Below are 25,260 nucleotides of genomic sequence, written 5' to 3' on the forward strand. Positions count from 1 at the left end.
TGTAAATAATTATATATCGCAATATATCGCATATTTTTTATACAATTTAGAAAATAAGACTAACTACTTTAGTATATATATTTTTTATTTAGAAATCTAAAAAACTTAATTTCAGTTAATAAAATATTTTATTAACTGAAATTAATATAATTTTTATTTTAACTACTTGCATATTTTACATTAATTGGTGCTTAAATTTTTTTTATAAACACGTAATTTAAAGATAAATATTAATAATAGAATTACCCTATCAGAGGATAATTAAATTTAATTATCACTTATATAGAATAATATTATGGGCTCGATTTAGATGAAAAATAATATTTTTTATTTACAAATATATTTTAAAGACTTAATCTTACTTTTTTTATATCTTATTATAATTTATTGAAAATAATGAGATTAATTATTATATAAAAAAATGGAATAAACTTTGAAAAATAATTTCTTATAATATTTAGTTATTAATACTGCTGTTTTATATTTAATCAAGTAAAAAATACTACTAATTAGTATAATATATACATAGTTTTAAGGAAAATATTTTTTACTTAATATTTAAATTATCCATATTTTTCTATTAAATATAAACAACAATAATAAATTTTTTATGATTTGGTTGATAGTACTAATAGCTATTTAAAGATTAATATTTTAAATTATAATCTTGTCAGGGTTAACTGTTAGGAAAAAATTGTTAAACAATTTTTTCCTAACAGTATTTTTCCTCCTCACCCTACTATATAGGTTTTAGCTTCTAATTTTTAAAAAGCAACAGTTCGATTTATGTCTTTTCTCCGAGGAACTATAAATAATAAGTTTAAGCAGCTAAATCTATATTAATACTGGGTTTTTAAAGCAATACTTGTCAGTATTACTTTAAAAATAAAAAGTTTAAAATCTAAAATAATATATAAAAATATTAGAAGTTTTATTGGTAAAACGTATAGAAATTATCTAAACATTTAAAAAATTATTAACATGTACATGAGTATTTTGGTTACAACAGACTAATAATTCTCTATTTGATTTAAATTTTGATAGTAAGGAAAAAATACTATAATTTACACTTGTTTTTTTACTATTTAATACTTTTTTTATAGTGTTTTTTATGTAAAATAGCATCATGAAAAATAATAATATCTACTTATTTTTATTAACAGTTACCTTGTATATAACTAATTTTAAAATTAATTTTTAATATTATTATTTCTCTATTACTATAACTGTACAAAAAAATAATGACCTACATTATGCTTTATATCAATATTTACTTCTATATTTTAATCTTTTTTTATTCATGAATAATTATTATTCAAACTTATTTTTATATATGATATGCATAAGTTTTTATTTAAGATCTTCTTTAGTTCATAAATTACTGCTGTGTAGTTTATTGTTATTTTTAAGTATAAATACTATCTATTAATTTAAATAAACTATATTTAAACTTTATTTCATACCTTAAAAGCTATACAAGTAAGGCATAAAAGTCATTTTATGCCTTACTTGTATTTTTTATCCACTTAAGATAATTTAAGCGAAACTTGATAGGTTATTAACTGATTGATTCGTTTGTTTAATGTAAACGATTGCCTCTCTATAGTTGCGATCTATATTTATGTAATTCAGTAGCTATGATAACTAATTGCTAAGCTAAAAACGAACTAATGATGACCTAATTTTTAAATTTTGTTAGTATATATAAAAAAAAAGTATTTAACTTTAGTTAAAGGGCTCAATCTCAAATCTTAAATTAAATCCCAATGAAACCTAACTTAATTATTAAATCTTATTTGAGAAAGAATCCATTACAATAAGTCTTAAACCTAATGGACTAGGAATTATGAGTGATACTATCCTCAATGTTTGTAACCTTCGTGTTGAGTTTCCTCAAGAGAAAAAATCTGACCCTGTTGTTGCTGTAAATGAAATTAGTTTTCAACTCAAACGAGGGGAAATTTTAGGCATTGTTGGGGAGTCAGGTTCAGGAAAATCCATCACTTCTCTAGCAATTATGGGGTTAATCCCTATTCCTGGTCAAATCACCAAGGGAGAAATTAACTTTTATTCGGCTGAAACTCCAGAAAAACTTAGTGAACTTAAACGGGATGCGAAAAAATGGCAAGATTATCGGGGCAGAAAAATTGCCATGATTTTTCAAGAACCCATGAGCTCTTTTAATCCGGTGTATACTATTGGCTATCAATTAATAGAAGCTATTCAACTTCATCAAAAATATATTACCAATCAACAGGCAAAAAATCAGGCGATCACCCTTTTTCAAAAAGTTCAAGTTTTTCCTAGTGATGAAAGATTGGAGCAGAAATATTTAACTAATATTTTTCCTGAAAAAAAAAATATATCCGGACCAGTTAGCAAAGAAATAAAGAATTATGTTAATCAGGAAAAAGAGGCTTTTTTAAGACGTTATCCCCATGAATTATCAGGAGGACAACTACAACGGGTGATGATTGCAATGGCAATTTCCTGTAACCCAACTCTTCTCATTGCCGACGAACCGACTACAGCTCTTGATGTTACTGTTCAAGCAGAAATTTTAAGATTATTGAAAGATTTATGTAAAAGTGAAGAACATCAAGATATGTCAATGATCTTTATATCCCATGACTTAGGTGTTATAAATAAAATTGCTGATAAAGTCATAGTAATGTACCAAGGAAAAATTGTTGAACAAGGCTATAAAGATCAAATTTTCTATCATCCTCGACATGAATATACAAAAGGGTTACTAGCTTGTCGTCCCCGTTTAGAACCTCAATTAGATCGACTACCGACTGTCGGGGATTTTCTAAGATCTTATAAGACTGATTCTCAAGAAGATAATCAACTCAAAAAAATAAAGTATAGAATAATTTCTCCTGAAGATAAACAGCAACGTTTAGTAACCTTATTGCAAAAAAATGAACCATTATTAAGAGTTAATAACCTAACAGTTGAGTTCAGTAAATCTGGGTTTTTAAAACGAAAAAAAGATAATTTTAAAGCAGTAAATGATATTAGCTTTGAGGTTTATCCAGGAGAAACACTAGGACTAGTGGGGGAATCTGGTTGTGGAAAATCCACTGTGGCAAGGACAATTTTACGGTTAATTCCTACGACAAAAGGACAAATTTACTTTAAAAAACATCCCATTCATAAATATTCTAGTAATAGCAAATTATTGCGTCATTTACGTAGAGAAATGCAAATTATCTTTCAAAATCCCTATAATTCTCTTAATCCTCGTTTGACCATTGGTCAGGCTATAGGTGAACCTATGGTCATTCATAAAACTGGAGGAAATACTAACCAGAGAAAAGAACGGGTGGCTTATCTTTTAAATAAAGTAGGTTTAGACGCTAATTTGCGTAACCGTTATCCCCATGAATTTTCGGGAGGGCAAAGACAACGGATTTGTATTGCCAGAGCATTGGCACTCAATCCTCAGTTTATAATATGTGATGAGTCCGTGTCGGCTTTAGATGTATCGGTACAAGCACAAGTATTAAATCTATTAAAAGACTTGCAAGACGAATTGCAATTAACTTATATTTTTATTTCTCATGATCTAAGTGTGGTAAGGTTTATGAGTGATCGTATTATGGTAATGAATCAAGGAAAAATAGAAGAACTGGCATCTGCTGACACTATTGTTAATAGTCCTACCAAAGAATATACTCGAAAGTTAATTAATTCAATTCCCCATTTTCCAGAAGAACCTTTTTTGTTAGGAAATTAAATTTCTTAAAGCTTAAGAAATTTAATTTTTTGTAAAAATTATCTCGTAAATATATGATTTATTATTAATATTAATTAACTCTTTATATGGTCCGTTATCTATCTCCTCTTCTTTGATAAAGTCATTGATTAGTAGCCGGCACGAAGTATACTATACAAATTTATGTTGTTGTATCATATTTATTTGCTTCAGTCATCCTTATGACTTGCACAATTCTTCTTGAGAGCCGCCATTGATCAATTATTCTAAAAAGAGTATTTTTACGTGACCTCAAATATTTTCAAATCCACTTTCCTATTTTTATCACAGAATAGAAATTAAAGAATATTCTTCAATATTATGGAGTTAATTTTTTCAGTGATTTATTAAACAAAGAAAATGGATTGATAATAGACAATAACTTCAGCTATATTAGCAACTTTTCAAAGTTAACAGATTACTTGTCACACGTGTAAGATTTTGTCGTGAGCCTAAGCCAAACGGTCTACACCATAGTCAAGCATGAAGGTTACTTTCGTGGAAAAAATCTCATAAGTTGAGACTGTCTTTGATGTTGGTGTTATCGTTTTGAATAAATCTTTAATTTATCTGTCTACAATCGCTTATTAGGCTATAAATGGCGGATATTTTGAAGTACATGATTCCCCTTAAAATATGATTTCTTAGATTTTTTAAGGGGTAATCGTCCATATTCAATAAGTAATTGAAACTATTAAACTTCATGATTAACCATAAATATTTTAAGGATTAGAGGTAGAAGTTATCTTTGGTTTAGTTTTATTTGTGATCATAGTATAAAGACCTTTAAAGTAAAAAAAATTGAAGTACAATCTTTTTGATTATTATTACTAATTCTGGGCTAAAAAAATAAGTTATTTATATTTAACTAATAAACAGAATTTTTATTTTTAATAAAAACTAAGTCTTAGATCATTATTTAATTCAAAACTTGTTTTTAAAAAATAAATTAAAAATTTTATTATTTGGGGTAAAAGTAACCTTAATAAATAGCTATTCTCATATTTCACCCCAAGAAAATTATAAACTTGGTAGTCACTTATTCAATCAAACACCTAATTATTATACAGTTTTTTGGGGATAAAAAATAAACTTATTGACACTAATTAGCTATTTTTTAAAAAGCTAATACTTAGTCTAAGGTTTTCCAAAATAGTTCTAGATACCCTTTTGAATTGGTGTATTTTTGAGAAAATTAGTAAGATTTTCTCAGCCTAGCATAATTTAACTTTTAATTTTTTGTTTAAATTTGTTTATTATTTTATCTCTCTAACTAGTATTTTCAGTGTTATCAATTTATAGGTTAATTTTTTGAAAATAATTTAATTTATTACCAACTTGTCTCATTACAATGATCAATAGGCAACAGGCATCTATCACACCTAACCTTTTGCATTATGTCTACTCATAGACGGTTGTTTTCAGTGCCTAAGTCACGAGATAATGTTCATAGATAACTTCTAACTTCTGACTAGCCCATGATCATTCCCGATTTCAAAGAATTTTGCGCATTAGCCCAACAAGGCAATTTTATACCAATCTATCAGGAGTGGGGGGCAGATCTCGAAACTCCCGTATCAGCTTGGTATAAGGTTTGTAGCGGTCAGCCCTACAGTTTTTTATTGGAGTCAGTAGAAGGAGGAGAAAACCTCGGACGTTATAGTTTTTTAGGATGTGATCCCGTTTGGGTTTTGGAAGTCAAGGCTAATAGAACTACTCAAATTTATCGAGATAATTCAGTCAAAATCTTTGAGGGAAATCCATTTGACATATTGACCCAATGTTTAGTTCCTATCCGTCCGGTTATCTTACCTCAACTACCATCGGGTATCGGAGGATTGTTTGGATTTTGGGGCTATGAATTGATTAATTGGATTGAACCTCGTGTTCCTATTTATCCTTTAATGGAAGACGACTTACCCGATGGGGTATGGATGCAAGTAGATAGCCTGATAATTTTTGATCAGGTAAAGCGGAAAATTTGGGCGATTGTTTATGCTGATTTACGGCAAGAAAATATTAACTTAGAAGAGACTTATCAAAAAGCTTGTGATCGTGTCACTGGCTTAGTCCTAAGGTTAAAACTTCCCCTTCCCATGGAAGCCAAAACTCTAGAATTAAATCCCAAACCAGCCGATTCAGATCTTTCAGCATATGATAGTAACGTGGGACGATCACGTTTTTGTGAAAATGTTCTAAAAGCGAAGGAATACATCCGTGCAGGGGACATCTTTCAGGTTGTGGTTTCCCAACGCCTTAGCGCGACTTATGATAATGATCCTTTCAATCTTTATCGTTCTCTTCGGTTGATTAATCCCTCCCCTTATATGGCTTATTATAATTTTGGGGACTGGCAAATTGTTGGATCAAGTCCAGAGGTCATGGTTAAATCCAAACGCAGTGAGAATAAGATCAAAGCTATCTTACGACCTATTGCTGGAACTCGACGAAGAGGAAAAACCTCCATCGAAGATCAGGCGTTGGCTAAAGAATTATTAAAAGATCCAAAAGAAATAGCGGAACATGTTATGTTAGTCGACTTAGGACGTAACGATTTAGGCCGAGTTTGTGTTAAAGGAAGTGTCATCATTGATGAGTTAATGATGATTGAACGCTATTCTCATGTAATGCATATCGTGAGCAATGCAACAGGAGAGTTGGCTCCCGATAAAACCGTTTGGGACTTGCTTAAAGCTTGTTTTCCAGCAGGAACGGTGAGCGGTGCGCCAAAAATTCGGGCGATGGAAATTATCCACGAGTTAGAACCTGAACGAAGGGGACCATATTCGGGAGTCTATGGCTACTATGATTTTGAAGGACAGTTAAATACTGCGATCGCTATTAGGACAATGGTTGTCCGCCCTTTGGGTGAAAATCAACATCTCGTATCGGTCCAGGCAGGAGCTGGACTAGTGGCTGATTCTGACCCTGAAACGGAGTATGAAGAGACTCTTGACAAAGCCAGAGGGTTATTAGAGGCGATGAATCGCCTAAGCTAACTTACCAGATTGCTATAGAACCAATTATTTTTTGTTTTAACTGAATGGGGGCGGAGAGACTTGAACTCTCACGACCTTGCGGTCAACGGATTTTCATTCTCTTATAGCTTTCGCTATTGCCGAAGTATTGGCTTTAAGAATTGGACTCTCTCTTTACCCTCAGCCTTACGTGTTAGGGTAGCTCCCGTCGAGTCTCTGCACCTTCCTCAAAATTATGAGGCTTGGCTCAGGATTGCCTTATCTGCATTTCAGACTTAGGTTTCCCTGAGTTTGAGAGCGGTCACTTGATAGATTTCTCTAACAAGGCTCAATTTCGTTAAGTCCGTAGCGTCTACCATTCCGCCACGCCCCCACTACGTACTCCAGTAAGAGTAGTATGATTAACTCACTGTCTTTAATCGTAACATAATATTCTCTATCAGGAAACTTTTTTTATCCCTTTTGTAAAAAAAAGAATTATGGGACAATTTTTAGGATAAAAGCCTCTCAAAATATAGGCTAGTCCATACATACACTTAATTAACTTAAATAAGTATAGAGATCAAGATTTTCTTCATAATTCCGCCATAAAGCCTCAGACTCTTTTTGTGTGATTCTACCCTCTTGTACAGCCTGCTCAGTACGTTGACGAATTCGTTGGCTTAGTTTATTCGTGTCGTATTGAACATAGTTCAATACATGGGCAATTGTATCTCCTTGAACAAAATCTTCAATCTCATATCCCTTTGAATTGATAACAATATGAACTTGATTAAGATTACCAAAAAGATTGTGAAAATTCCCCATAATTTCTTGATACGCTCCCACTAAAAATATTCCCAAATAGTAAGGTTCTTTGATAGAACATTCAGGATTAGAAAACTCTAGGGGAAATAAATTAGTATCTTTGTTCACTTTTAATGGACGAAGTGGATGCAATTCTAAAACAGGTTTGCTATTTCGCAAATTGATAAATTGGTCTATCTTCCCATCACTATCACAAGTTAAGTCAGCTAAAGTTCCTCGTTGAGTAGGTTCTTCATTTAAACGGTGAACGGGCATTATAGGAAACAATTGATTAATTGCCCAAGTATCGGGAGCAGAACGAAAAACTGATAAATTCGCATAATAAATTGAGGACATGCTTTTCTCTAAGTTTTCAAGATCATCGGGGACACAATCTTGATGCTGAATCATGTCATAGATTTTTTTACAACAAACCCAGTACAATTGCTCTGCCTTTGCTCTTTCTATTAAATTCAAATAACCAAAATTAAATAAACTAATAGCCTCTTCTTTAAATTGAATGGCGTCATGATACATTTCCTGATAATTTATCGGATTAATTGACTTATAAGTTTCCCAAAGATTACGAATAATTAAATTTTCCTCTTCTTCTCGAGGAGGAGGAACTATATTAGACACATCATTAGTGTGAAGTATATCAAAAACCACAACGGAATGATGAGCAGTAATTGCCCTTCCACTTTCACTAATTAAAACAGGTGCCGCAACACCAGCTTCTTCACAAGCTTCTTTAATTTCAGCAACAATATCATTAGCGTAATTTTGCATACTATAGTTTTTTGAGGCATAAGAGTTGGTTTTTGAACCTTCATAATCGACGCCTAAACCTCCTCCCACATCAAGATATTTCATGTTTGGATTTATTTTTGCCAACTGTACATAAATTTGACTTGCTTCACGCATAGCATCTTTAATAACACTGATAGAAGAAATTTGTGAGCCAATATGAAAATGAAGAAATTGCAAATAGAACAAAATATTCTTTTGTTTTAGATACTTAATTGCAGTTAAAATTTGAGGAATATCTAAGCCAAATTTAGCGCGATCACCTGTGGAATTTCCCCAACGTCCTGTCCCTTTTGTACTTAGTTTTACTCGTATTCCTAAGTTTGCTTCAATCGCTAATTGTTCACTTATTTGTATTGTTAAATAAAGTTCTTCTAATTGTTCAATCACAATAACTAGTTTGTATCCTAGACGAACAGCCAACAAAGCGGTTCTGATATAAATGACATCTTTATAACCGTTACAAACAATGATTGAGGAATTATCGGATACACTTGAATTAGGATCTATGGAGGCTAAAGCGATCATTAACTCTGGTTTAGAACCTGATTCTAATCCAAACTGATATGGTTTTCCATGACGAACAATTGATTCAATAATTTGACGATTTTGATGACACTTGATAGGATAAACTCCTTGATAGTGATTAGAATAGTTGTAGTTGTTAATCGCATTCTTAAAACAATTATTTAATCGAGCTAAACGATCAGCTAATATTTCAGGAAATCTAATCAATAAAGGTAAATTGATATTTTTCTTTTGTAAAGATTTAACTAAATCAAATAGGTCTAGAGAATCGTCCTTATTTCCTCGAGGAAACACGACCACATGACCATCAGCATTAATAGAAAAATAAGGATCTCCCCAATCATCGATTTGATACAGGTTGATACTATTTTCAATCGTCCATCTCGAAGAAATTTCTAATTTTCTCATAAGAATTAATCTAAGGTTAAATTCATGTAGTCATTGAAAAGCATCAACTTCGCCAAATAGCATCAGCTACTAGTGCTATATCTACTATTTGTGCTACGTCATGAACCCTTAATATATCTGCTGATTGGGCGATTGCTCCACAGCAGGCTGCGGCAGTTCCCCAGAGTCGTTGTTTCGGGTTAATATGACCAATAAAACGCTTACGAGAAACTCCCACCACTATAGGCTGGACTAAACGCTTAAATTCTGACAAACGCTGTAATAGTTCTAAATTTTGTGAGTAAGTTTTGGCAAAACCGATACCAGGATCAATGATGAGGTGTGATCGCTTAATGCCAGCTTTCATCGCTAAATTCAGTTGATTATCTAACCATTGAATAACTTCTTCTATTAAATCAGTATAATCCGTCAATTGTTGCATAGTTTGAGGATTACCTCTAATGTGCATTAAGATGATAGGGACTTTTAACTTAGCCACCACTGCAAACATCTGGGAATCAAAAGTTCCTCCAGAAACATCATTTACTAAGTCTGCACCTGCTTCGATTGACACTACTAGAGCATCAGCAACTGATGCTCTAGTAGTGTCAATCGAAATAGGAATAGACGTTTCCTGACGCAGTAGTTTTATTATAGGAATAACACGATTTAATTCTTCTTCGAAAGAAATTTGTTGAGACCCTGGCCGTGTTGATTGTTCCCCAATATCGATAATATCTGCTCCTGAATTAATGAGGATTTTAGCTTGAATTAAAGCGGTTTCTAAAGTATTAAACTGGCCACCATCACTAAAACTGTCAGGAGTTACGTTAAGAATCCCCATAATATAGGTTCTTTTTCCCCAACAAAAGGAATATTGTCTTAGTTTTAAATCAGCCATAATAGTTTTAAATACTTTCAACATACTACTTCATAAGAAATAAGGAGGCGGTCTTTGCGCCCCCTATTTCCAATAAACTCATTTATTGATAATTAACAATGCGTGCAAATCCTACCGAATCTAAACTAGCTCCTCCCACTAACACGCCATCAATTTCAGGTTGAGCCATAATTTCATCAACATTAGAAGGTTTAACTGATCCTCCATATTGGATAGTAACTTCTTCATTTGACAACTGAGAGCGAATGATACCAATAACGCGGTTAGCTTCAGTCGCTTCACAAGTATCTCCAGTCCCAATCGCCCAAATAGGTTCATAAGCAATGACTAAATTACTTTGATTGACATTAATTAAACTTTGTTTGACTTGGTTAATAATAACAGGTTCTGTTTCTCCTCTATCCCGTTGTAATTTACTTTCCCCTACACAGAGAATGGGAATTAGTCCGTGGCGTTGGGCAGCTAGCACTCGTAGATTTACTGTTTCATTAGTTTCACCGAAATATTGACGCCGTTCACTGTGTCCAACCACCACATAATCTACTCCAAGCTCTGTCAGCATTGCACCAGATATCTCTCCTGTATAAGCTCCTTCATCTTCCCAGTGGATGTTTTGTGCTGCCAAATGAATCAACCCAGCATATAGACTTTTTGACATGACACTCAAAGCAGTAAAGGGAGCGCATAAAACTACTTCTCTTGTTCCGTTCATTTCTTCGAGATTCGATTTTGATTCTTGCAAAAACTCCAGAGCTTTCTTCTGAGTTTTGTGCATTTTCCAGTTACCCGCAATAATAATTTTTCTCATAGCTATCTCTAAAAATTAATTTCAATGTTTTTGCAGTCTTCTAGTTTAATGCCTTAAGGATATCAGAGGGAAGAGTACAATAAGATCAAAGTTTGAGAAAGGAGATAATGTCTTAAGGAACATGACTCATAATCACTTCTATCACTTTTTAAGTAAAATACTTAAAAAACTTAGGATAAAAATTAATTTATATTCTAAATTTTTTAGAAAAAATATTGATGTTTATGATTTAACCATTATATTTAATTTCAATGAAAAAGGTTAAATATTGTTATTTTTAACTCTTTTTATTAAAATATTTTAACTTTGCAATTAGTACATTTTATTAAATTTTTTCGGGTTTAAAATACTAAGAATTATCCATACATTAGCATAAATTTTAATAAAAAAGCTTTAATATTTAACAAACTATCCTGATTAGAAACTAGATATTGTTACATATCTTATTTAATCTTTTAAAGATATAGTTATTTTAATAATTTTAAATATCATATTTTAGAATTTTTTTTACAATAAAAATTAGGATTAAGTTATAGAGAATATGTTACACTTATTTAATAAGACTTAAACAAAAGATAGTTAGAGCTGCAGATTATATTTTAATAGCTAAATAAGTGGTTTTATTATAAAATACTTATTCTTTACTTATTCTTTACTTATTCTTTACTTATTCTTTACTTATTCTTTACTTATTCTTTACTTATTCTTTACTTATTCTTTACTTATTCTTTACTTATTCTTTACTTATTCTTTGTTAATAAATACTAATATTTTTGCTAAAATAAAGATATATATTGGCAGCTATCAACGTTAGTTAAATTAAACCATATAGTATGTTTTTGTTAACCAATAATCTAAGCTCTATAAAAAAATAACAGTATTTATTTCAAAATTTATTTGACCAACAAATTGGTTTAACTTAAATAATTAAAACGCAAAATTATTCTTAAAATTTCACCACTCTTAAACAGATACTATCTGAAACAGAATACACCTAACATAGGTTTTAGTGCAATATGTATAGATTAAAGAAGATCTTATATATTTATTTTCAGTAATCCAAGTTTCAAGAATAACGGCTTACTAAGCCAAAAAGTTAGCAATACTTTGTTAAATCATTTTCTTTTTTTAAACTTTATACTCTATCTGATGTTTCCTGATAGAGTGCAGAATCGAATGGTGGAACTTCAATATTGGGACATTCATCTTTAGTTGTACTAAAAATGTAATCAAAGCCTTCAGCGATATATTGAACTAAACTTTGCAAGATTTTATCGACACTCATAACATCTGCCTCTTAACTCTCATGAACTTTATAAAAAACTTCACTTGCTGAGGGTTTTTATTTTTTAGAGTTAAAAAAAGCTTTTTTCATCTCTTCTGTTCTCGATTATCTTAAGAATATTTCAACCTTTGAACAAGTTTGTAATAAATTTTAAAATGACAAGAATCCGCTTTGTATTTTCGTTAACTTTTATAAACTAAAATATTAGCTAGTATTAACTTCTAGAGAATTCAGTATAACCATAATGATAGGTTTTCAAACAAAAAACTATTTTTTCACTAAATCAAATTAATCAATTTAATTTACCAATATATTTAAAAAATATTGGAATTTTAACTTAAGTTTTTTAAAATAAAAAAACTTAAAGATCAAGGAATTTCAATTGCTATTATGATAAAATTAACGTATTCTATCGTTGATAGAGCTATTTTGAGAATTTAGTCACTATTAAGATGGTTTATAGATATAGTGAGTGAGTTAGATTTATGAGAACGTACTATGATGTGCTTTCAATACTATCATTCTTGTCCTAATACTGATAAGATTTTATCTCACAATTATCGATAATTTTTAGAGATTAAAGTTATAACTAAGATGGATATTATCAATTACTATTTTAAAATAGTGATACTTTTAAAGTAAAACTTAATCAACAAAAGTGAAGTATGTATTCAAGCTATTAAAATGCTATGTGTAGCTGTCATGCAACCAGATTTAAAAGTTTAAATCTGGTTTAATTTGATATAATTTACTTTAATTAAATTAAAGTACTTAGGAGTACTGTCCTTAATTCAATACACTCGATTGTCTATGTTTTTCTAAGAGCAAAGATTGACTTTATTCTAAATGATTACAGTTTGCTCATAGGTTTGTAGAATCTAACTATGATTGCTTGTTACACCGGAGAGAAACTTGCTCATCATCAAGCGAGTTTTGAACTGTTCATATGTCATCTCCCAGAATCTTTTGGATATTTAATTGCCATGGGAATTACTCAAAATTTAAATCTTTTAGAAAATCTACACTTTAGTGAAAAATCCTAAAAAATAGGATTAAAACCTGATTTTTAATCCTATTTTTTAGGATTTTTCATTAGTTCTAGCTTCAGGAGGCTTTACGGGGAAAGTTTGGGCAGTACATGAAGGAACAACGGTATTTTCCCATGAACCTCTATTGCCGACAGAAGTCTCTTTCTTGCAAGCCCAACTTATAGAAACCTACTTTTTAAACACCCTCAACTATTAAAATTAGATTGCTACTAAAGTCGGTAGAATAGGCGATGTAGCAAGTAAAAACGCTTTTTTATTAGAAAAACCTGAGGTGTGTTCAGTTCAGTCCTTAAGGTTCGATATGAGCGGCTAGAGTAGCTTTAGCGGGAGGGTTGGGGGTCACCTTTAAATAGGTTAGCAGCTCTAAAATTAGGGTGCCAACCTAGTGTAATCATAGCTTATTCTTTAATCATGGCTATCAAAGCTGTATCAGGGAGTGAAGATGAAGCTTTATATACCTTTAGGCGTTATTTTTCAGGAGCTACTTTGCTACTTAATACCTAAGATGCAGTAGCTGCAGCAGAAAGCTTAGTGGACAAAGTTAATAAAAGAATCCTCAATGTCACAGAAGTTCGCATAGATTCGGGAGATTTAGTTACCTTATCCCAAAAAGTGCGATTTCTATTACCCAACATTAAGATCTTTGCCAGTGGCGATCTTGATGAATTGGGAATTGCTCGTCTCAAAGAAGCAGGTGCCTCTATTGATAGTTGTAGATTCGGAACCAACCTTGTAACCGGCAAACCTCTCAAGGGAGTCTATAAATTAATGGAAATTGATGGAGCTATTACTATGGCAAAATCTAGCAGTAAGGCCACCTATCCAGGGCAAAAACAGATTTTTGGGACCTACATACAATGAGGGTATAGTCAAAGGTGATTGCTTAGGGTTAACCACTGTCTCAATTGAGAGAGCGGAAACCAACTTTTACAGTTGGTCATAACAGAAGGAAAATCCTTGTTTCAACCTGAATCTTTAGAGACTATTCGTCAACGAACTCAAAGGTCGGTTGAGAGTCTCCTCTCTGCAACTCATCATCTTAGGCAACCCACTTAAATTGAGGTTAAAATCTCCAATGAACTCGAATCGTTGCGTCAATCTTTAGGTTAATGGATAGTGAATAGTTGAGTGTTAATTATTAATCATATGACAAAAATTGCTCTGTTTGGAACTAGTGCTGATCCTCCTACCGCCGGACATCAATCAATTCTCCGTTGGTTATCTACTCACTATGATTGGGTTGGGGTTTGGACTTCGGATAATCCTTTTAAAACTCATAAAACTTCTTGGTACCATCGTATGGCAATGTTAACATTATTAATTGATGATATTAATCTCCCAAGAAACAATATTTATCTTAGTGAGAAACTAAGTCATCGATGTAGTTTGATAAGTTTAGCTAAAGCTAAAGAAATTTGGGGAAACAATCCTGATTATAGTTTGGTAATCGGGTCTGATTTAGTTGGTCAAATTCGTCGTTGGTATCATATTGAAGATATACTAGAGCAAGTCAATCTTTTGATTGTTCCTCGCTCTGGATACGACCTGACTCAAAAGGATATAATAGCTTTGAAGAAATTAGGAGGAAACTATCAGATTGCTGATCTTGCTGTCCCTGCTGTTTCTTCGACTGCTTATAGAGAAAACCAGAATCCAAGTGTATTGATTAAACCTATTCAAGAATATATTTATCGAGAGCAATTATACCGATAAATTTAGAAAAAAATAAATTTGTTTTAGCCGGGTTTAAACCTAGTGTAAATAATATAATTTTTTTCCTTAATTTTTACCAGAATCAACTCTTCTCTTTATTTGTTAAATGGAAACTCACTCTGTAATAAGCAATAGAATTTATATAAAATTTTATAAATTTTTTAAAAAAGTATTATGTAAAAAAATTAGAGTCAATAATCTATATTTAGAGCAATTATGTACTTTTAAGAGTCAAAATTTAGATCCAAAGGTATCTCTTAATAGTTTTAATGTCCACTATATTTCTGTTAGCTATTTTGTTTTAGTTCGTTTTGAATAGGCATAACTCTTAAATCTTAATAATTATGGATAGAATTACTTGGTGCATCATTCAAAAGATTACTCAATTAGTTTTTGATTATGATCAAATTTTAGATTATCGTTATCAACGATTGTGCAATAAAATTAAATATAGTCCTATTGCTTTTGAGGTTCTGCTGTACTTATTTACTTTAAATGATATTTATCAAGTTTATTCAGCTATTTTATAAAAAAACTTTACTGATTATTCTAATTTTAAATTTCGATTATTAAAATTAGATTTTCTGATAAATACTAAGAGAAAAGTCTCTATAGTTACAGGAAGACCCGCTAGTTTATATCGTTTTGACTTTGAAGTATTTAATCCCTTTAAAGACAACCATTTTATATTTGTTTAAATCTAATAAGATTACTTATGAAAATTGCTATTGCTCAACTGAATCCAACCATTGGAGATTTAGCAAATAACGCTAAAAAAATTGTAGAAGCAGCTCAATTTGCTGCTCATCAAAATGCTAGGCTTTTACTAACTCCTGAATTATCTTTATGTGGATATCCTCCCCGCGACTTACTACTTGATCCTAGTTTTATTAAATCCCTTTCTATTGAATTGCAAAGTTTAGCTCAGAAATCTCCCTCTCAATTAGCTATTTTAGTAGGAACAGTTACTCCTAATCATGATGCTCATATTAAAGGAGAAAAGCCTCTTTTTAATAGTATTGCGTGGTTAGAAAATAGTCAGATAAAAAAGGTATTTCATAAAAGACTTTTACCAACGTATGATGTCTTTGATGAAGATCGCTATTTTGAACCAGGGCGACAAAATAATTATTTCGAATTATTACCTGATTCCCAATCATCTACTCCTTTAAAAATTGGGATTACAATCTGTGAAGATTTATGGAATGATGAAAAGTTTTGGGGGGGTAAATATTATGAGTATAATCCCCTAGAAGATTTGCTTAAATTTGGGGTTGATTTTATTTTAAATTTATCTGCTTCTCCCTATAATGTCGGCAAGCAGAAGATACGAGAAAAAATGGTAAAATATAGCAGTAAACACTATCAAACTCCTATTATTTATGTCAATCAAATTGGTGGTAATGATGATTTAATTTTTGATGGAAATAGTTTTGCTGTAAACAAAAAAAGTGAAATTGTATTACGATTAAAGGCATTTGAGGAAAATATTGATTTTATCAATTTACAAATAAAAGATAAAGATCTTTCTTTGTCAAAAATAAATGATGAAATAAAAATAGAGGAAGAAGAAATTTGGCTAGCCCTAGTTTTAGGGGTTAAAGACTATGTGAAAAAATGTGGGTTTTCTAAGGTCGTTTTAGGATTAAGTGGAGGAATTGACTCTGCGTTAGTTGCTGCGATTGCTACAGAAGCGTTAGGAAAAGAAAATGTATTAGCATTACTTATGCCATCTCCTTATAGTTCTCACCATTCTATTATTGATGCTGAAGCTTTAGTTAAAAATTTAGGTATTAACAGTTATAAGTTACCTATTGGGGATATTATGGAGTCTTATAAGATTCTATTAGACCCCTTATTTGAAGGAACAAAACTTGGAATTGCTGAGGAAAATATTCAATCTCGCATTCGGGGTAATTTATTGATGGCTATTGCTAATAAATTTGGACATCTTCTGCTATCTACTGGGAATAAATCAGAAATGGCGGTAGGTTATTGCACTTTGTATGGTGATATGAATGGAGGGTTAGCTGTTATTTCAGATGTGCCTAAAACTCGTGTATTTTCCCTTTGCCGTTGGCTAAATTGTGACAGAGAAATAATACCCCATAATATTTTAATTAAATCCCCTAGTGCGGAATTAAAACCAAATCAAACCGATCAAGACTCTTTACCCTCTTATGAAGTACTTGATGAGATTTTAGAGGGATTAATTCATCGTCATCAATCAGTTAGTCAAATTCATGAAGCAGGATTTGATTTAGCCACTATCGATAAAGTAATAAAATTAGTTGCCAGTGCTGAATTTAAACGAAAACAGGCTTCTCCAGGATTAAGAATAACTGATAGAGCATTTGGAACAGGTTGGAAAATGCCTATTGCAAATCGTTGGAAAATTAATTAATACTAGCTAAAAGGACAATACTTTTATAGTATTTAAAATAAATTGAGGTAAAATTGAATCATGATCCATGGTTATTGAGATATCTGAAAAGAATTAGACCATGTAGATCCGCGTTCTTCCTAGTTATGAATTTAAGGAATAGTTGGTAAATTATCCCCGTAGATAGAAGAATGTACGGTCACATTTGCGATTGTTATGCTATCGTCGAATAATTAGGTGACTAATTTCATATAAGGAATTTCCCCGCATCCTGCACAAGCATCCGAAAACTCAAACAAGAGTTCTTACATCTGTTGATGACTAATTTTATTTAGTTGTAAAGTATGTGATTTAAGATTAACAAGAGCGAAAAAATAGTCCAAATTTTTTCGCTTTTACTCCTGTATTGGTAATTGAGAAGTCATATTTATTGCTTCCAACTTTGCTTGAAATTTATTTTTTGTAGTACAAACATTTACATAAAACCCACACCTACTACAGTCTTCCGCAACGACTTGGCTCGTGAATTTCAATTAAGTTTTTTAAAGTCTAAACACTTTGCATAAGTAGTTTTGAAGACTTGGAGTACATTGGTAAATGTTTGTTTCTTATACACTTTATACTGAATGACCGCATAAGGATACACTAAAACACATTTATTACCTTAAACACAGACATTGAGGTCTCGTACAGATATTTAATGGATAACCTTCTGGTTTTTCTATTTTATTTTACCATATTTTTTAAATACATCACGGGTAAATACTAATGTGGCATTGAAAATCAGACATTCAAAGTTAGTTGCGTCGTCATCTATCGTTATCGAAACCGCTACTTGATGAAAATAATCTAATGCCGAGTCAACCACTTTCATATTCATTTGTACGATTTATTTACTTTTTTTACTATAAGTCTTGTAGATGTGTTTTAAAATTGGCTCTCTAGCTTTTTCTCTAGTTAATCCTTTTAGTTATTTATTGATAATTTATTTTTGGATAGACTAAAAAAATAATATTATATTAGATTTAATCTATAGTGATTATTTAGTATAAATATTAAGCTTTCAACTACTCATTCTAAAATATAAATTTATTTATAAGAAAAATCATTAGTTATAAATAATAAAGTTAGCGTTGTTACCTGGTTTAATTAAACTAGAAAAGAAATTTTTGGAGTAAAAATATCAGGGGTTTGTTCGATGATTTTACCCAGGTTTTCGTTTATATTAACAATCATATCTAAGTATCAACTATAGCAGATAGCTATATTATAATCAGTTCTTATAAAAAAGGTTAGACTAGCATGAATAAAACTATCTTTAGTTATAGGATTAAAGTGGTTTTTGCAATCACTTAATACCATATTATTACAAATTTTTTTAACCATTAAAGAGATGATTTTTGTGAAATAAATTATATGCCGTTCTCCAATAACTATTTTAATACTTTAAATTAATATCTAAATCTAAATAGAGTTTTTAACGCTTTAAAGATAACATATAAATATAAAAGTTATCCAAATAATTTATTTTAAAATTGAGTTTATTCTTGCTATTTTTAATAAAAATTTAACGAGCTTTATTGTTAAAAATAGACAATACTATTTAATTCTAACAATCCCAATTTTTCCATTAGTTTAATAAAAAATTCAATGCTTTATAAGTGTTTTTACAAAACTCATCAAAATAATAACTTTTTCTGCTTTAGAATTACCATAATAGTCAAACAAATGATATTGTTAGCCCGTCAGTTAAGCAAACTTATACATTACTTTTTCTAAGATTTTGTGATAAACTTTAGAAAACTCTGGGGGTTCCCTCGTTTGTAAGTAAACATCAGAGTTTTGTAGTAGTTCTTCAACTCATCGGGTAATCAGGAGTTAACACTCATTCACGATGGGCAATCATCCATTGATCTTTAATCAATGATCGCAAGACACTATCCTCTAATAACTCCACTTTTTGCACTTAATAGGCAGTTCGAAACCCATCAAAAAATATATAAAACCCCACAAAAACTGGTGGCTGTAGCTATTACAGCTAAATCTTGCACTTCTTGCACAGATGCAGAACTTAACAATACCAACCTAGTCCTACGGACAGCCATCACATTACTATGATCTGATCACCAAAAATAGATAACGTCTGGGCAACTAGAGAGTCTGCTGCGACACGGAGTACCAATTGACATGATTTTTCTTATTAAATTGTAGCTATCAGAAATTATCAATAATAAATTCTAAAATAATGTCAATGGAGTGTTAATACTCTTGTTTACAATGCTTTATTAATAATCTCTGCTATTCCTCTCTCACTTTATATTTAGACGACGGAAGGTACAGTTATCCGGAGGTTTGATCCGCCCATTCTTCTCTAGGTGAGGAAAAGTAATAGGATAGATAGCAATCACTTCATTGACGTGACGAGTCACTCTAACGACCGCTTTGTTTCCACTCAAAGTGACATAGACTTAAGTGTTCATAGTGTTCTGGTGCTTGTTTTTTGAGTCCGACAATAAGTTGATTAGAGGGAAAAATTCCTGTAACGAATACGTAACACTTTGTGGTTGATAAGTAAAAATAACTACTCTTTTAAAGGTAAGTCAAAGAACTTTAAGGATAGTTAATTATTGAATTAAATTAATGTAAAGTCTACAGTAAGCCTTCTAGGACTAAAGTCTCTTATATTTTCATAGTCGTGACTTCAGTAATTATGCCTCTACTCTTAGAATCCAACATAATCAAAGAGTTTAAACAATTTATTATCTTTTTTTAAGACGTTTAATTTAATAAATATTTTGACGTAAATAAAAAATTATAAATAAAAAGTATCATTTTTCAATGACTTTCAGCAAAGAATACATGTAATTGTGAGCAAAAAAATTGGACTAATTAGTCTACTAACTATCCGTACCAACCTTGAATATTATTTTAACAAATAAATTGAAATTAAAGTTATCTAAATTTTGTCTATCATCAGAGTAATCGCAAAAACGGTTAGTATATTTTTCTGTTTTTTATTGTCTTAAAACAATAGTTCAGAATGTATTAAGTAACCTGGCGGTTGCTATATTATTTAGCATAGGCTAGAAATTTGACAAATTGGATCCTCTTTTATTCTAAAACAACTACTTCTACAGAATTATTTAAGAACCCTGGGAAAAAATTGATTTAGATTTCACTTAAACAATATCTTCTTCTGATTGTTTTTTACAAAATTCTAAGTTATTATTATGACAATCAACAATAACTTGATCACCACAAACAAATCTATTTTCTAATATTCTTGTCGCCATAGGATTCTCTAATTCTCGTTGAATAGCCCGTTTTAAAGGACGCGCTCCATAGACTGGATCATAACTAGAACTAACAATATAGTCTAGGGCTGAGTCTGTTAATTCTATCCTAATTTTTTGTTCTTTAAGTAATTTTTCAATTCGTTTTATTTGCAGACACACAATCTGCCGTAACTCTGTTTTATTAAGAGTATGAAAAATAATCAGATCATCGATACGGTTCAAAAATTCGGGACGGAAATGTTTATGCAATGATTCCAAAACCTTTTTGCGCATTTCCTCATAATCTGTTTCACCTTGTGTAAGGTTAAGGATATGGCTACTTCCTATGTTACTAGTCATTACAATAATAGCGTTACGGAAATCTATCACTCGTCCTTGGGAATCAGTAATACGTCCATCATCAAAGACTTGCAAAAGAATATTAAAGACATCTACATGGGCTTTTTCCACTTCATCCAACAACACTACACAATAGGGACGGCGACGGACTGCTTCAGACAATTGTCCCCCTTTCTCATACCCCACATATCCAGGGGGCGCACCAACTAATCGAGAGACTGCCTGTTTTTCCATATACTCAGACATATCAATGCGAACCATTGCTTCTTCTGAGTCGAAGAGAAAAGCGGCTAATGCCCTAGCTAATTCAGTTTTTCCTACCCCTGTAGGACCCATAAACAAGAATGAACCAATAGGACGAGAAGGATCTTTCATTCCAGCTCTAGCACGACGAATAGCAGCAGCAACAGCAGCTATAGCCTCTTGTTGTCCAATAACCTTTTCGTGTAGATGTACTTCAAGTTTAAGAAGTTTTTGACGTTCGGTCGCTAACAAATTATTGGTAGGAATACCTGTCCATCCAGCTACAATTTCAGCAATATCAGACTCGGAGACTTGTTCTCGGAGTAAGGTTTTGCCCTGCGCTTGAATATCAAGAAGTCGGGTTTCTTTAGCTTCCCGTTGCTGTTGAACCACTTCTAGTTTACCGTATTTTAATTGAGCGGCTTTGTTCAGTTCGTAAGCCCTTTCTGCTTGTTCGACTTGTAGACGTAGCTGTTCTTCTTCTTCTTTAAGAGTATTAATATCATTAAGTATCTGCTTTTCTAACTGCCATTGGGACGCAAGTTGTTCGTGAGTAGATTCTAAATTTTTTATTTCTTTTTGAATGCCTTCTAAACGTTCTTTGGAAGCGCAATCAATGATTAACATTCCTCGTTGTTCTTCTCCCTCTAAGGAAAGTTTTTCCATTTGTAACTGCATTAAACGACGATCAACATCTTCTAGTTCAACAGGTTTAGAGGTGATTTCCATTTTTAACTTAGCTGCTGCTTCATCTACAAGGTCAATGGCTTTGTCGGGTAAAAAGCGATCAGTAATGTAACGATGGGAAAGAGTTGCTGCAGCTACTAATGCTGAGTCAGTAATTTTGACCCCATGATGGACTTCATAGCGTTCTTTGAGTCCTCGTAGAATGGAAATGGTATCTTCCACACTCGGTTGTTTAACATACACTTGCTGAAAACGCCGTTCTAGAGCAGGATCTTGTTCAATATGCTTCCGGTACTCATCAAGAGTTGTTGCACCGATACAGCGCAATTCTCCGCGGGCTAACATGGGTTTTAAGAGGTTACCTGCATCCATGCCTCCTCCTTCGCGAGAACCGGCTCCAACAACGGTATGAAGTTCATCGATAAAGAGTATGATTTCTCCCCCGGATTGGGTGACTTCTCGCATTACGGTTCGTAGACGTTCTTCAAATTCCCCTCGATATTTCGCCCCCGCGATAAGACTTCCCATATCTAGAGAGATTAATTGACGACTTTTGAGAGACTCAGGAACGTCCCCGTTAATAATACGTTGGGCTAACCCTTCGGCAATTGCAGTTTTTCCGACTCCTGGTTCTCCAATTAAGACGGGGTTATTTTTTGATCTACGGGAAAGAACCTGAATCACACGACGAATTTCTTCATCTCGGCCAATTACAGGGTCAAGTTTTCCTTTTGCCGCTTGTTCAGTAAGATCTCGCCCATATTTTACGAGAGCTTCATAATTATCTTCTTGGTTAGGTTCGGTAACTTTTTGTGACCCTCGAAGTGCCCTTATCTCTTTCTCTAAGTCTTGGGGGTCAAATTGAAAACTCTTCAAGCAACGTCGTCCAATGCGTTCATCTTCAGCAAATCCCATCAACAGATGTTCAACGGAAATATATTTATCTTGCCAACTTTCACGAGAAGCTTCCGCACGATCTAACATTAAATCTAAGCCCTGTCCTAAGTAAAGTTGATCGACAGTAATTACTTTAGATTGACGGTTGCCAAAAACTTCTAACTGTTGTTGTAATCGGAAAACATCTAAGTTAGATCTTTCTAAAATACGAATAGCTAAGCCTTTTTCCTGTTCTAACAAGGCTAAAACAACGTGTTCCACTTCTAAGGTTTGATTTCTAAAACGCCGGGCTACGTCTTGTGATCTGACAATCGCGTCCCAGGCTTGTTCTGTAAACTTACTTGAATCAGTTGGCTGCATTATTGGTTTAATTCCCTGCGGGTAAGGCAAAAGTTGATGACAATACGACATTCAACTTAATCCTAATATTCTTATTTTAATCGGTAGTATGACGAGCGGTAGAAAGAAAGACAGTTCTAATTTCTGATCCTGTCAAGTTTCATTAAGGACATAGTCAAATTGGATTTCTATTAAACTTAACTAATAGGATATCAATTTTCATTGAACAAATTTTCAACTACTTGTAGGACAATCGATCCAGAAGATTATAAAGTATTTTCACTTAATAACTTTCCTATCAGAAATTCATTTTCTTGCTTTAATGGCAAGCCATCTCACTTCTGAAGAGACTATTTTAATAGCATCAGGCAAACAATAAGGCAACCATCTCGATTTTTATAAAGTTTGTTATATTTTCAAACTATTTTTATGCAAAAAATACAAAATTTTTATTTTGGGCATTTATTGCACGTATAAAATTTGATTAAACGAGCAATTAAAATCAAAAAATTGCTCTGCAAAAATTGCTTTCTATACATCAACCGCTATAATTTTATTTATCTTATTGATTGTCTTAGTTTATGTCATATCGATATATTTTTTAAACTTTATTATTAGTTTAACATAGCCCAAATATCTAGTTGGCAGCAAGATCTTAGCTCTGTTAATACACCTAAACTGAAGCTTACTACCAACCCAGATTTTTATGCATATGATGCATATTTTGGCTGTGTCAGTTGACTTATTTCTGAATTTCTATTTCTTTTAAGTTGTTGCCCAAAATCTGATAACATACCAGAGGGCTTTTACCCCATCTGTCCAATTAATTTTTTTACCTTCAGCATAAGATCGCCCATAATAAGAAACTCCTGCTTCATATAAACGCCAACGACGGTGAGACTTAGCTACCTTAACAGTGAACTCTACTTCAAAACCGAAGTCATTACAATTCAACTTTATATCATCCAAGACTTCCCTTCGGAACATTTTTGTACAAACTTCAATATCTGTTAAAGTCGTGTTACAGAGTAAATTAATAAAGTTAGAAATAACTTGATTACCTAAGAGGTGGTAAAAATATAAAACCCGATGAGGTTCACCATAAAAGCGAGATCCATAAACTACATCAGCCCACCCTTCCTCAATTAATCGCCACATCCGTTTCCAGTCTTGGGGATCATATTCTAAGTCAGCATCCTGAATCAAAATTACTTCTCCTCTAGCGGCTTTAAACCCTGTTCGTAAGGCAGCTCCTTTACCTTGATTACGTTTATGGAAGATCACTTGAGCACTAACAGACAAGGAGTCAGAAGGTGTTACTTCTGGTCGAAGATGATGAGTTTCGCATTTGATCACTATTAATCGTTGATTACTATCAAGTTCAATTTTCACCCTTTGGCTATTTGCTTGGACAAAAGTTCGTTCTAACCATTCTTTAGTTCCATCAGTCGATCCATCATCAACTAGAACAATTTCTTTAGAAATCCCTGGAAGTGCTTGAACTACTTTGGTTAAAGCACTTTCTATAGTATGAATTTCATTGTAAACAGGAATAACAATCGATAATTTCATAAGAGATCTCCTCGAACACCTTTTCAATGGTTAATTTTATCTATTGACCTAACTTTACTCTTTTTTTCTCCTTGCTTATACCAATTTATCTTTAGTTATTGCAAGGCTTCTAAGAATTTGGGGTGAGTCAATTAAATTTAATAAATCAAGTTCAATTATAGACATTAGTTACCCTGACATATACTGTCATCATAGTGAAAAAAGTTTTTCAAAGTCAGGTTTTGACAGCTAACTATACTGAGATATCTCAAACATTAGTATAGATTAAATAATCTTGTGAAGTTACACAGAATGGCAAACTTACATTACTCAAGAATATATAAATTTAGATTATTTCTACAAAGTAGAATTTTATTAACGAGTTTCACTAATTTTCACTTCATCTCTTGTTGACCAAAATTAATTGATTAAAGTTTATAATTAATAAAAAATCTTTAAAAATTTATTTAGTAATATATCTTCAGTCTCTAAATAATTTATTTATTAAACCTTGCGTTAAATC

Annotated in this window: 15 protein-coding genes and 1 pseudogene; 9 read left to right on the forward strand and 7 right to left on the reverse strand. The window is 32.0% G+C overall.

Annotation, left to right across the window (positions count from 1 at the left end):
• Positions 1-1,846 precede the first annotated feature (1,846 nt).
• The 3 genes from ETSB_RS06820 to ETSB_RS09690 all read left to right on the forward strand — a co-directional run bounded on the left by ETSB_RS06820 (position 1,847) and on the right by ETSB_RS09690 (position 7,017).
• Positions 1,847-3,742 (forward strand): ABC transporter ATP-binding protein, encoded by a 1,896-nt coding sequence (locus ETSB_RS06820; protein ID WP_044107080.1) that lies wholly within the window; start codon positions 1,847-1,849, stop codon positions 3,740-3,742.
• 1,496 nt (positions 3,743-5,238) lie between these two features.
• Entirely contained in the window at positions 5,239-6,759 is a 1,521-nt protein-coding gene (gene trpE, locus ETSB_RS06825; protein ID WP_044107081.1) for an anthranilate synthase component I, read from the forward strand.
• Positions 6,760-6,819: 60 nt separating this feature from the next.
• The gene (locus ETSB_RS09690) at positions 6,820-7,017 is read left to right on the forward strand and encodes a hypothetical protein (RefSeq protein WP_145972249.1); all 198 of its coding nucleotides are present in this window, start codon (positions 6,820-6,822) and stop codon (positions 7,015-7,017) included.
• A 261-nt stretch (positions 7,018-7,278) separates the two neighbouring features.
• On the opposite strand, the gene speA is transcribed toward ETSB_RS09690, so the two are convergent.
• The 3 genes from speA to tpiA form a co-directional block, all read right to left on the reverse strand.
• Positions 7,279-9,267 carry a biosynthetic arginine decarboxylase gene (gene speA / locus ETSB_RS06830; RefSeq protein ID WP_044107082.1) on the reverse strand — a complete coding sequence of 663 codons (1,989 nt, stop codon included), beginning with the start codon at positions 9,265-9,267 and terminating at the stop codon, positions 7,279-7,281.
• A gap of 43 nt (positions 9,268-9,310) precedes the next feature.
• A complete protein-coding gene (gene folP / locus ETSB_RS06835) occupies positions 9,311-10,147 on the reverse strand; it encodes a dihydropteroate synthase (RefSeq protein WP_044107672.1) in 837 nt (278 codons plus the stop codon).
• 82 nt (positions 10,148-10,229) lie between these two features.
• Complete coding sequence (gene tpiA, locus ETSB_RS06840) at positions 10,230-10,955, reverse strand: triose-phosphate isomerase (RefSeq protein WP_171816427.1); 726 nt, start codon at positions 10,953-10,955, stop codon at positions 10,230-10,232.
• A gap of 2,169 nt (positions 10,956-13,124) precedes the next feature.
• Between tpiA and ETSB_RS10680 the strand changes: the two genes are divergently transcribed.
• The 6 genes and pseudogenes from ETSB_RS10680 (at position 13,125) to ETSB_RS06860 (ending at position 17,406) form a co-directional block, all read left to right on the forward strand.
• On the forward strand, positions 13,125-13,283 hold the full coding sequence (locus ETSB_RS10680) for a hypothetical protein (RefSeq protein ID WP_332403806.1): 159 nt from the start codon (positions 13,125-13,127) through the stop codon (positions 13,281-13,283).
• Positions 13,284-13,820: 537 nt separating this feature from the next.
• Entirely contained in the window at positions 13,821-14,150 is a 330-nt protein-coding gene (locus ETSB_RS10685) for a beta/alpha barrel domain-containing protein (RefSeq protein WP_332403807.1), read from the forward strand.
• A gap of 72 nt (positions 14,151-14,222) precedes the next feature.
• Positions 14,223-14,345 (forward strand): hypothetical protein, encoded by a 123-nt coding sequence (locus tag ETSB_RS10690; protein WP_332403808.1) that lies wholly within the window; start codon positions 14,223-14,225, stop codon positions 14,343-14,345.
• A 90-nt stretch (positions 14,346-14,435) separates the two neighbouring features.
• Positions 14,436-15,002 carry a nicotinate-nucleotide adenylyltransferase gene (locus ETSB_RS06850; RefSeq protein WP_044107673.1) on the forward strand — a complete coding sequence of 189 codons (567 nt, stop codon included), beginning with the start codon at positions 14,436-14,438 and terminating at the stop codon, positions 15,000-15,002.
• Positions 14,999-15,700: pseudogene (locus tag ETSB_RS10935) on the forward strand (NUDIX hydrolase). Before ETSB_RS06850 ends, ETSB_RS10935 begins: the two are co-directional and overlap by 4 nt.
• A 17-nt stretch (positions 15,701-15,717) precedes the next feature.
• The gene (locus tag ETSB_RS06860; protein ID WP_044107085.1) at positions 15,718-17,406 is read left to right on the forward strand and encodes an NAD+ synthase; all 1,689 of its coding nucleotides are present in this window, start codon (positions 15,718-15,720) and stop codon (positions 17,404-17,406) included.
• A 700-nt stretch (positions 17,407-18,106) separates the two neighbouring features.
• Here the strand turns inward: ETSB_RS06860 and ETSB_RS10015 are convergent.
• The 4 genes from ETSB_RS10015 to ETSB_RS06870 all read right to left on the reverse strand — a co-directional run bounded on the left by ETSB_RS10015 (position 18,107) and on the right by ETSB_RS06870 (position 24,758).
• Positions 18,107-18,259 (reverse strand): hypothetical protein, encoded by a 153-nt coding sequence (locus tag ETSB_RS10015; RefSeq protein WP_171816428.1) that lies wholly within the window; start codon positions 18,257-18,259, stop codon positions 18,107-18,109.
• A gap of 1,435 nt (positions 18,260-19,694) precedes the next feature.
• Positions 19,695-19,841, reverse strand: coding sequence for a hypothetical protein (locus tag ETSB_RS10020; protein ID WP_171816429.1), 147 nt, complete (start codon positions 19,839-19,841; stop codon positions 19,695-19,697).
• A 723-nt stretch (positions 19,842-20,564) separates the two neighbouring features.
• Positions 20,565-23,207: an ATP-dependent chaperone ClpB gene (gene clpB, locus ETSB_RS06865; protein WP_044107086.1), complete on the reverse strand. Its 2,643-nt coding sequence runs from the start codon at positions 23,205-23,207 to the stop codon at positions 20,565-20,567.
• A gap of 744 nt (positions 23,208-23,951) precedes the next feature.
• The gene (locus ETSB_RS06870) at positions 23,952-24,758 is read right to left on the reverse strand and encodes a glycosyltransferase family 2 protein (RefSeq protein WP_044107087.1); all 807 of its coding nucleotides are present in this window, start codon (positions 24,756-24,758) and stop codon (positions 23,952-23,954) included.
• Positions 24,759-25,260: the final 502 nt, after the last annotated feature.

The sequence above is a fragment of the cyanobacterium endosymbiont of Epithemia turgida isolate EtSB Lake Yunoko genome (genome assembly GCF_000829235.1).
Classification (GTDB): Bacteria; Cyanobacteriota; Cyanobacteriia; order Cyanobacteriales; family Microcystaceae; genus Rippkaea.

What these genes read in the sequence shown, in the direction of transcription:
- ETSB_RS06850 (WP_044107673.1), top strand. Translation starts at nt 14,436, where the DNA reads ATGACAAAAATTGCTCTGTTTGGAACTAGTGCTGATCCTCCTACCGCC.
- folP (WP_044107672.1), bottom strand. Translation starts at nt 10,147, where the DNA reads ATGGCTGATTTAAAACTAAGACAATATTCCTTTTGTTGGGGAAAAAGA.
- ETSB_RS06820 (WP_044107080.1), top strand. Translation starts at nt 1,847, where the DNA reads ATGAGTGATACTATCCTCAATGTTTGTAACCTTCGTGTTGAGTTTCCT.
- ETSB_RS10680 (WP_332403806.1), top strand. Translation starts at nt 13,125, where the DNA reads ATGATTGCTTGTTACACCGGAGAGAAACTTGCTCATCATCAAGCGAGT.
- clpB (WP_044107086.1), bottom strand. Translation starts at nt 23,207, where the DNA reads ATGCAGCCAACTGATTCAAGTAAGTTTACAGAACAAGCCTGGGACGCG.
- ETSB_RS10015 (WP_171816428.1), bottom strand. Translation starts at nt 18,259, where the DNA reads ATGAAAGTGGTTGACTCGGCATTAGATTATTTTCATCAAGTAGCGGTT.
- tpiA (WP_171816427.1), bottom strand. Translation starts at nt 10,955, where the DNA reads ATGAGAAAAATTATTATTGCGGGTAACTGGAAAATGCACAAAACTCAG.
- ETSB_RS06870 (WP_044107087.1), bottom strand. Translation starts at nt 24,758, where the DNA reads ATGAAATTATCGATTGTTATTCCTGTTTACAATGAAATTCATACTATA.
- trpE (WP_044107081.1), top strand. Translation starts at nt 5,239, where the DNA reads ATGATCATTCCCGATTTCAAAGAATTTTGCGCATTAGCCCAACAAGGC.
- speA (WP_044107082.1), bottom strand. Translation starts at nt 9,267, where the DNA reads ATGAGAAAATTAGAAATTTCTTCGAGATGGACGATTGAAAATAGTATC.
- ETSB_RS06860 (WP_044107085.1), top strand. Translation starts at nt 15,718, where the DNA reads ATGAAAATTGCTATTGCTCAACTGAATCCAACCATTGGAGATTTAGCA.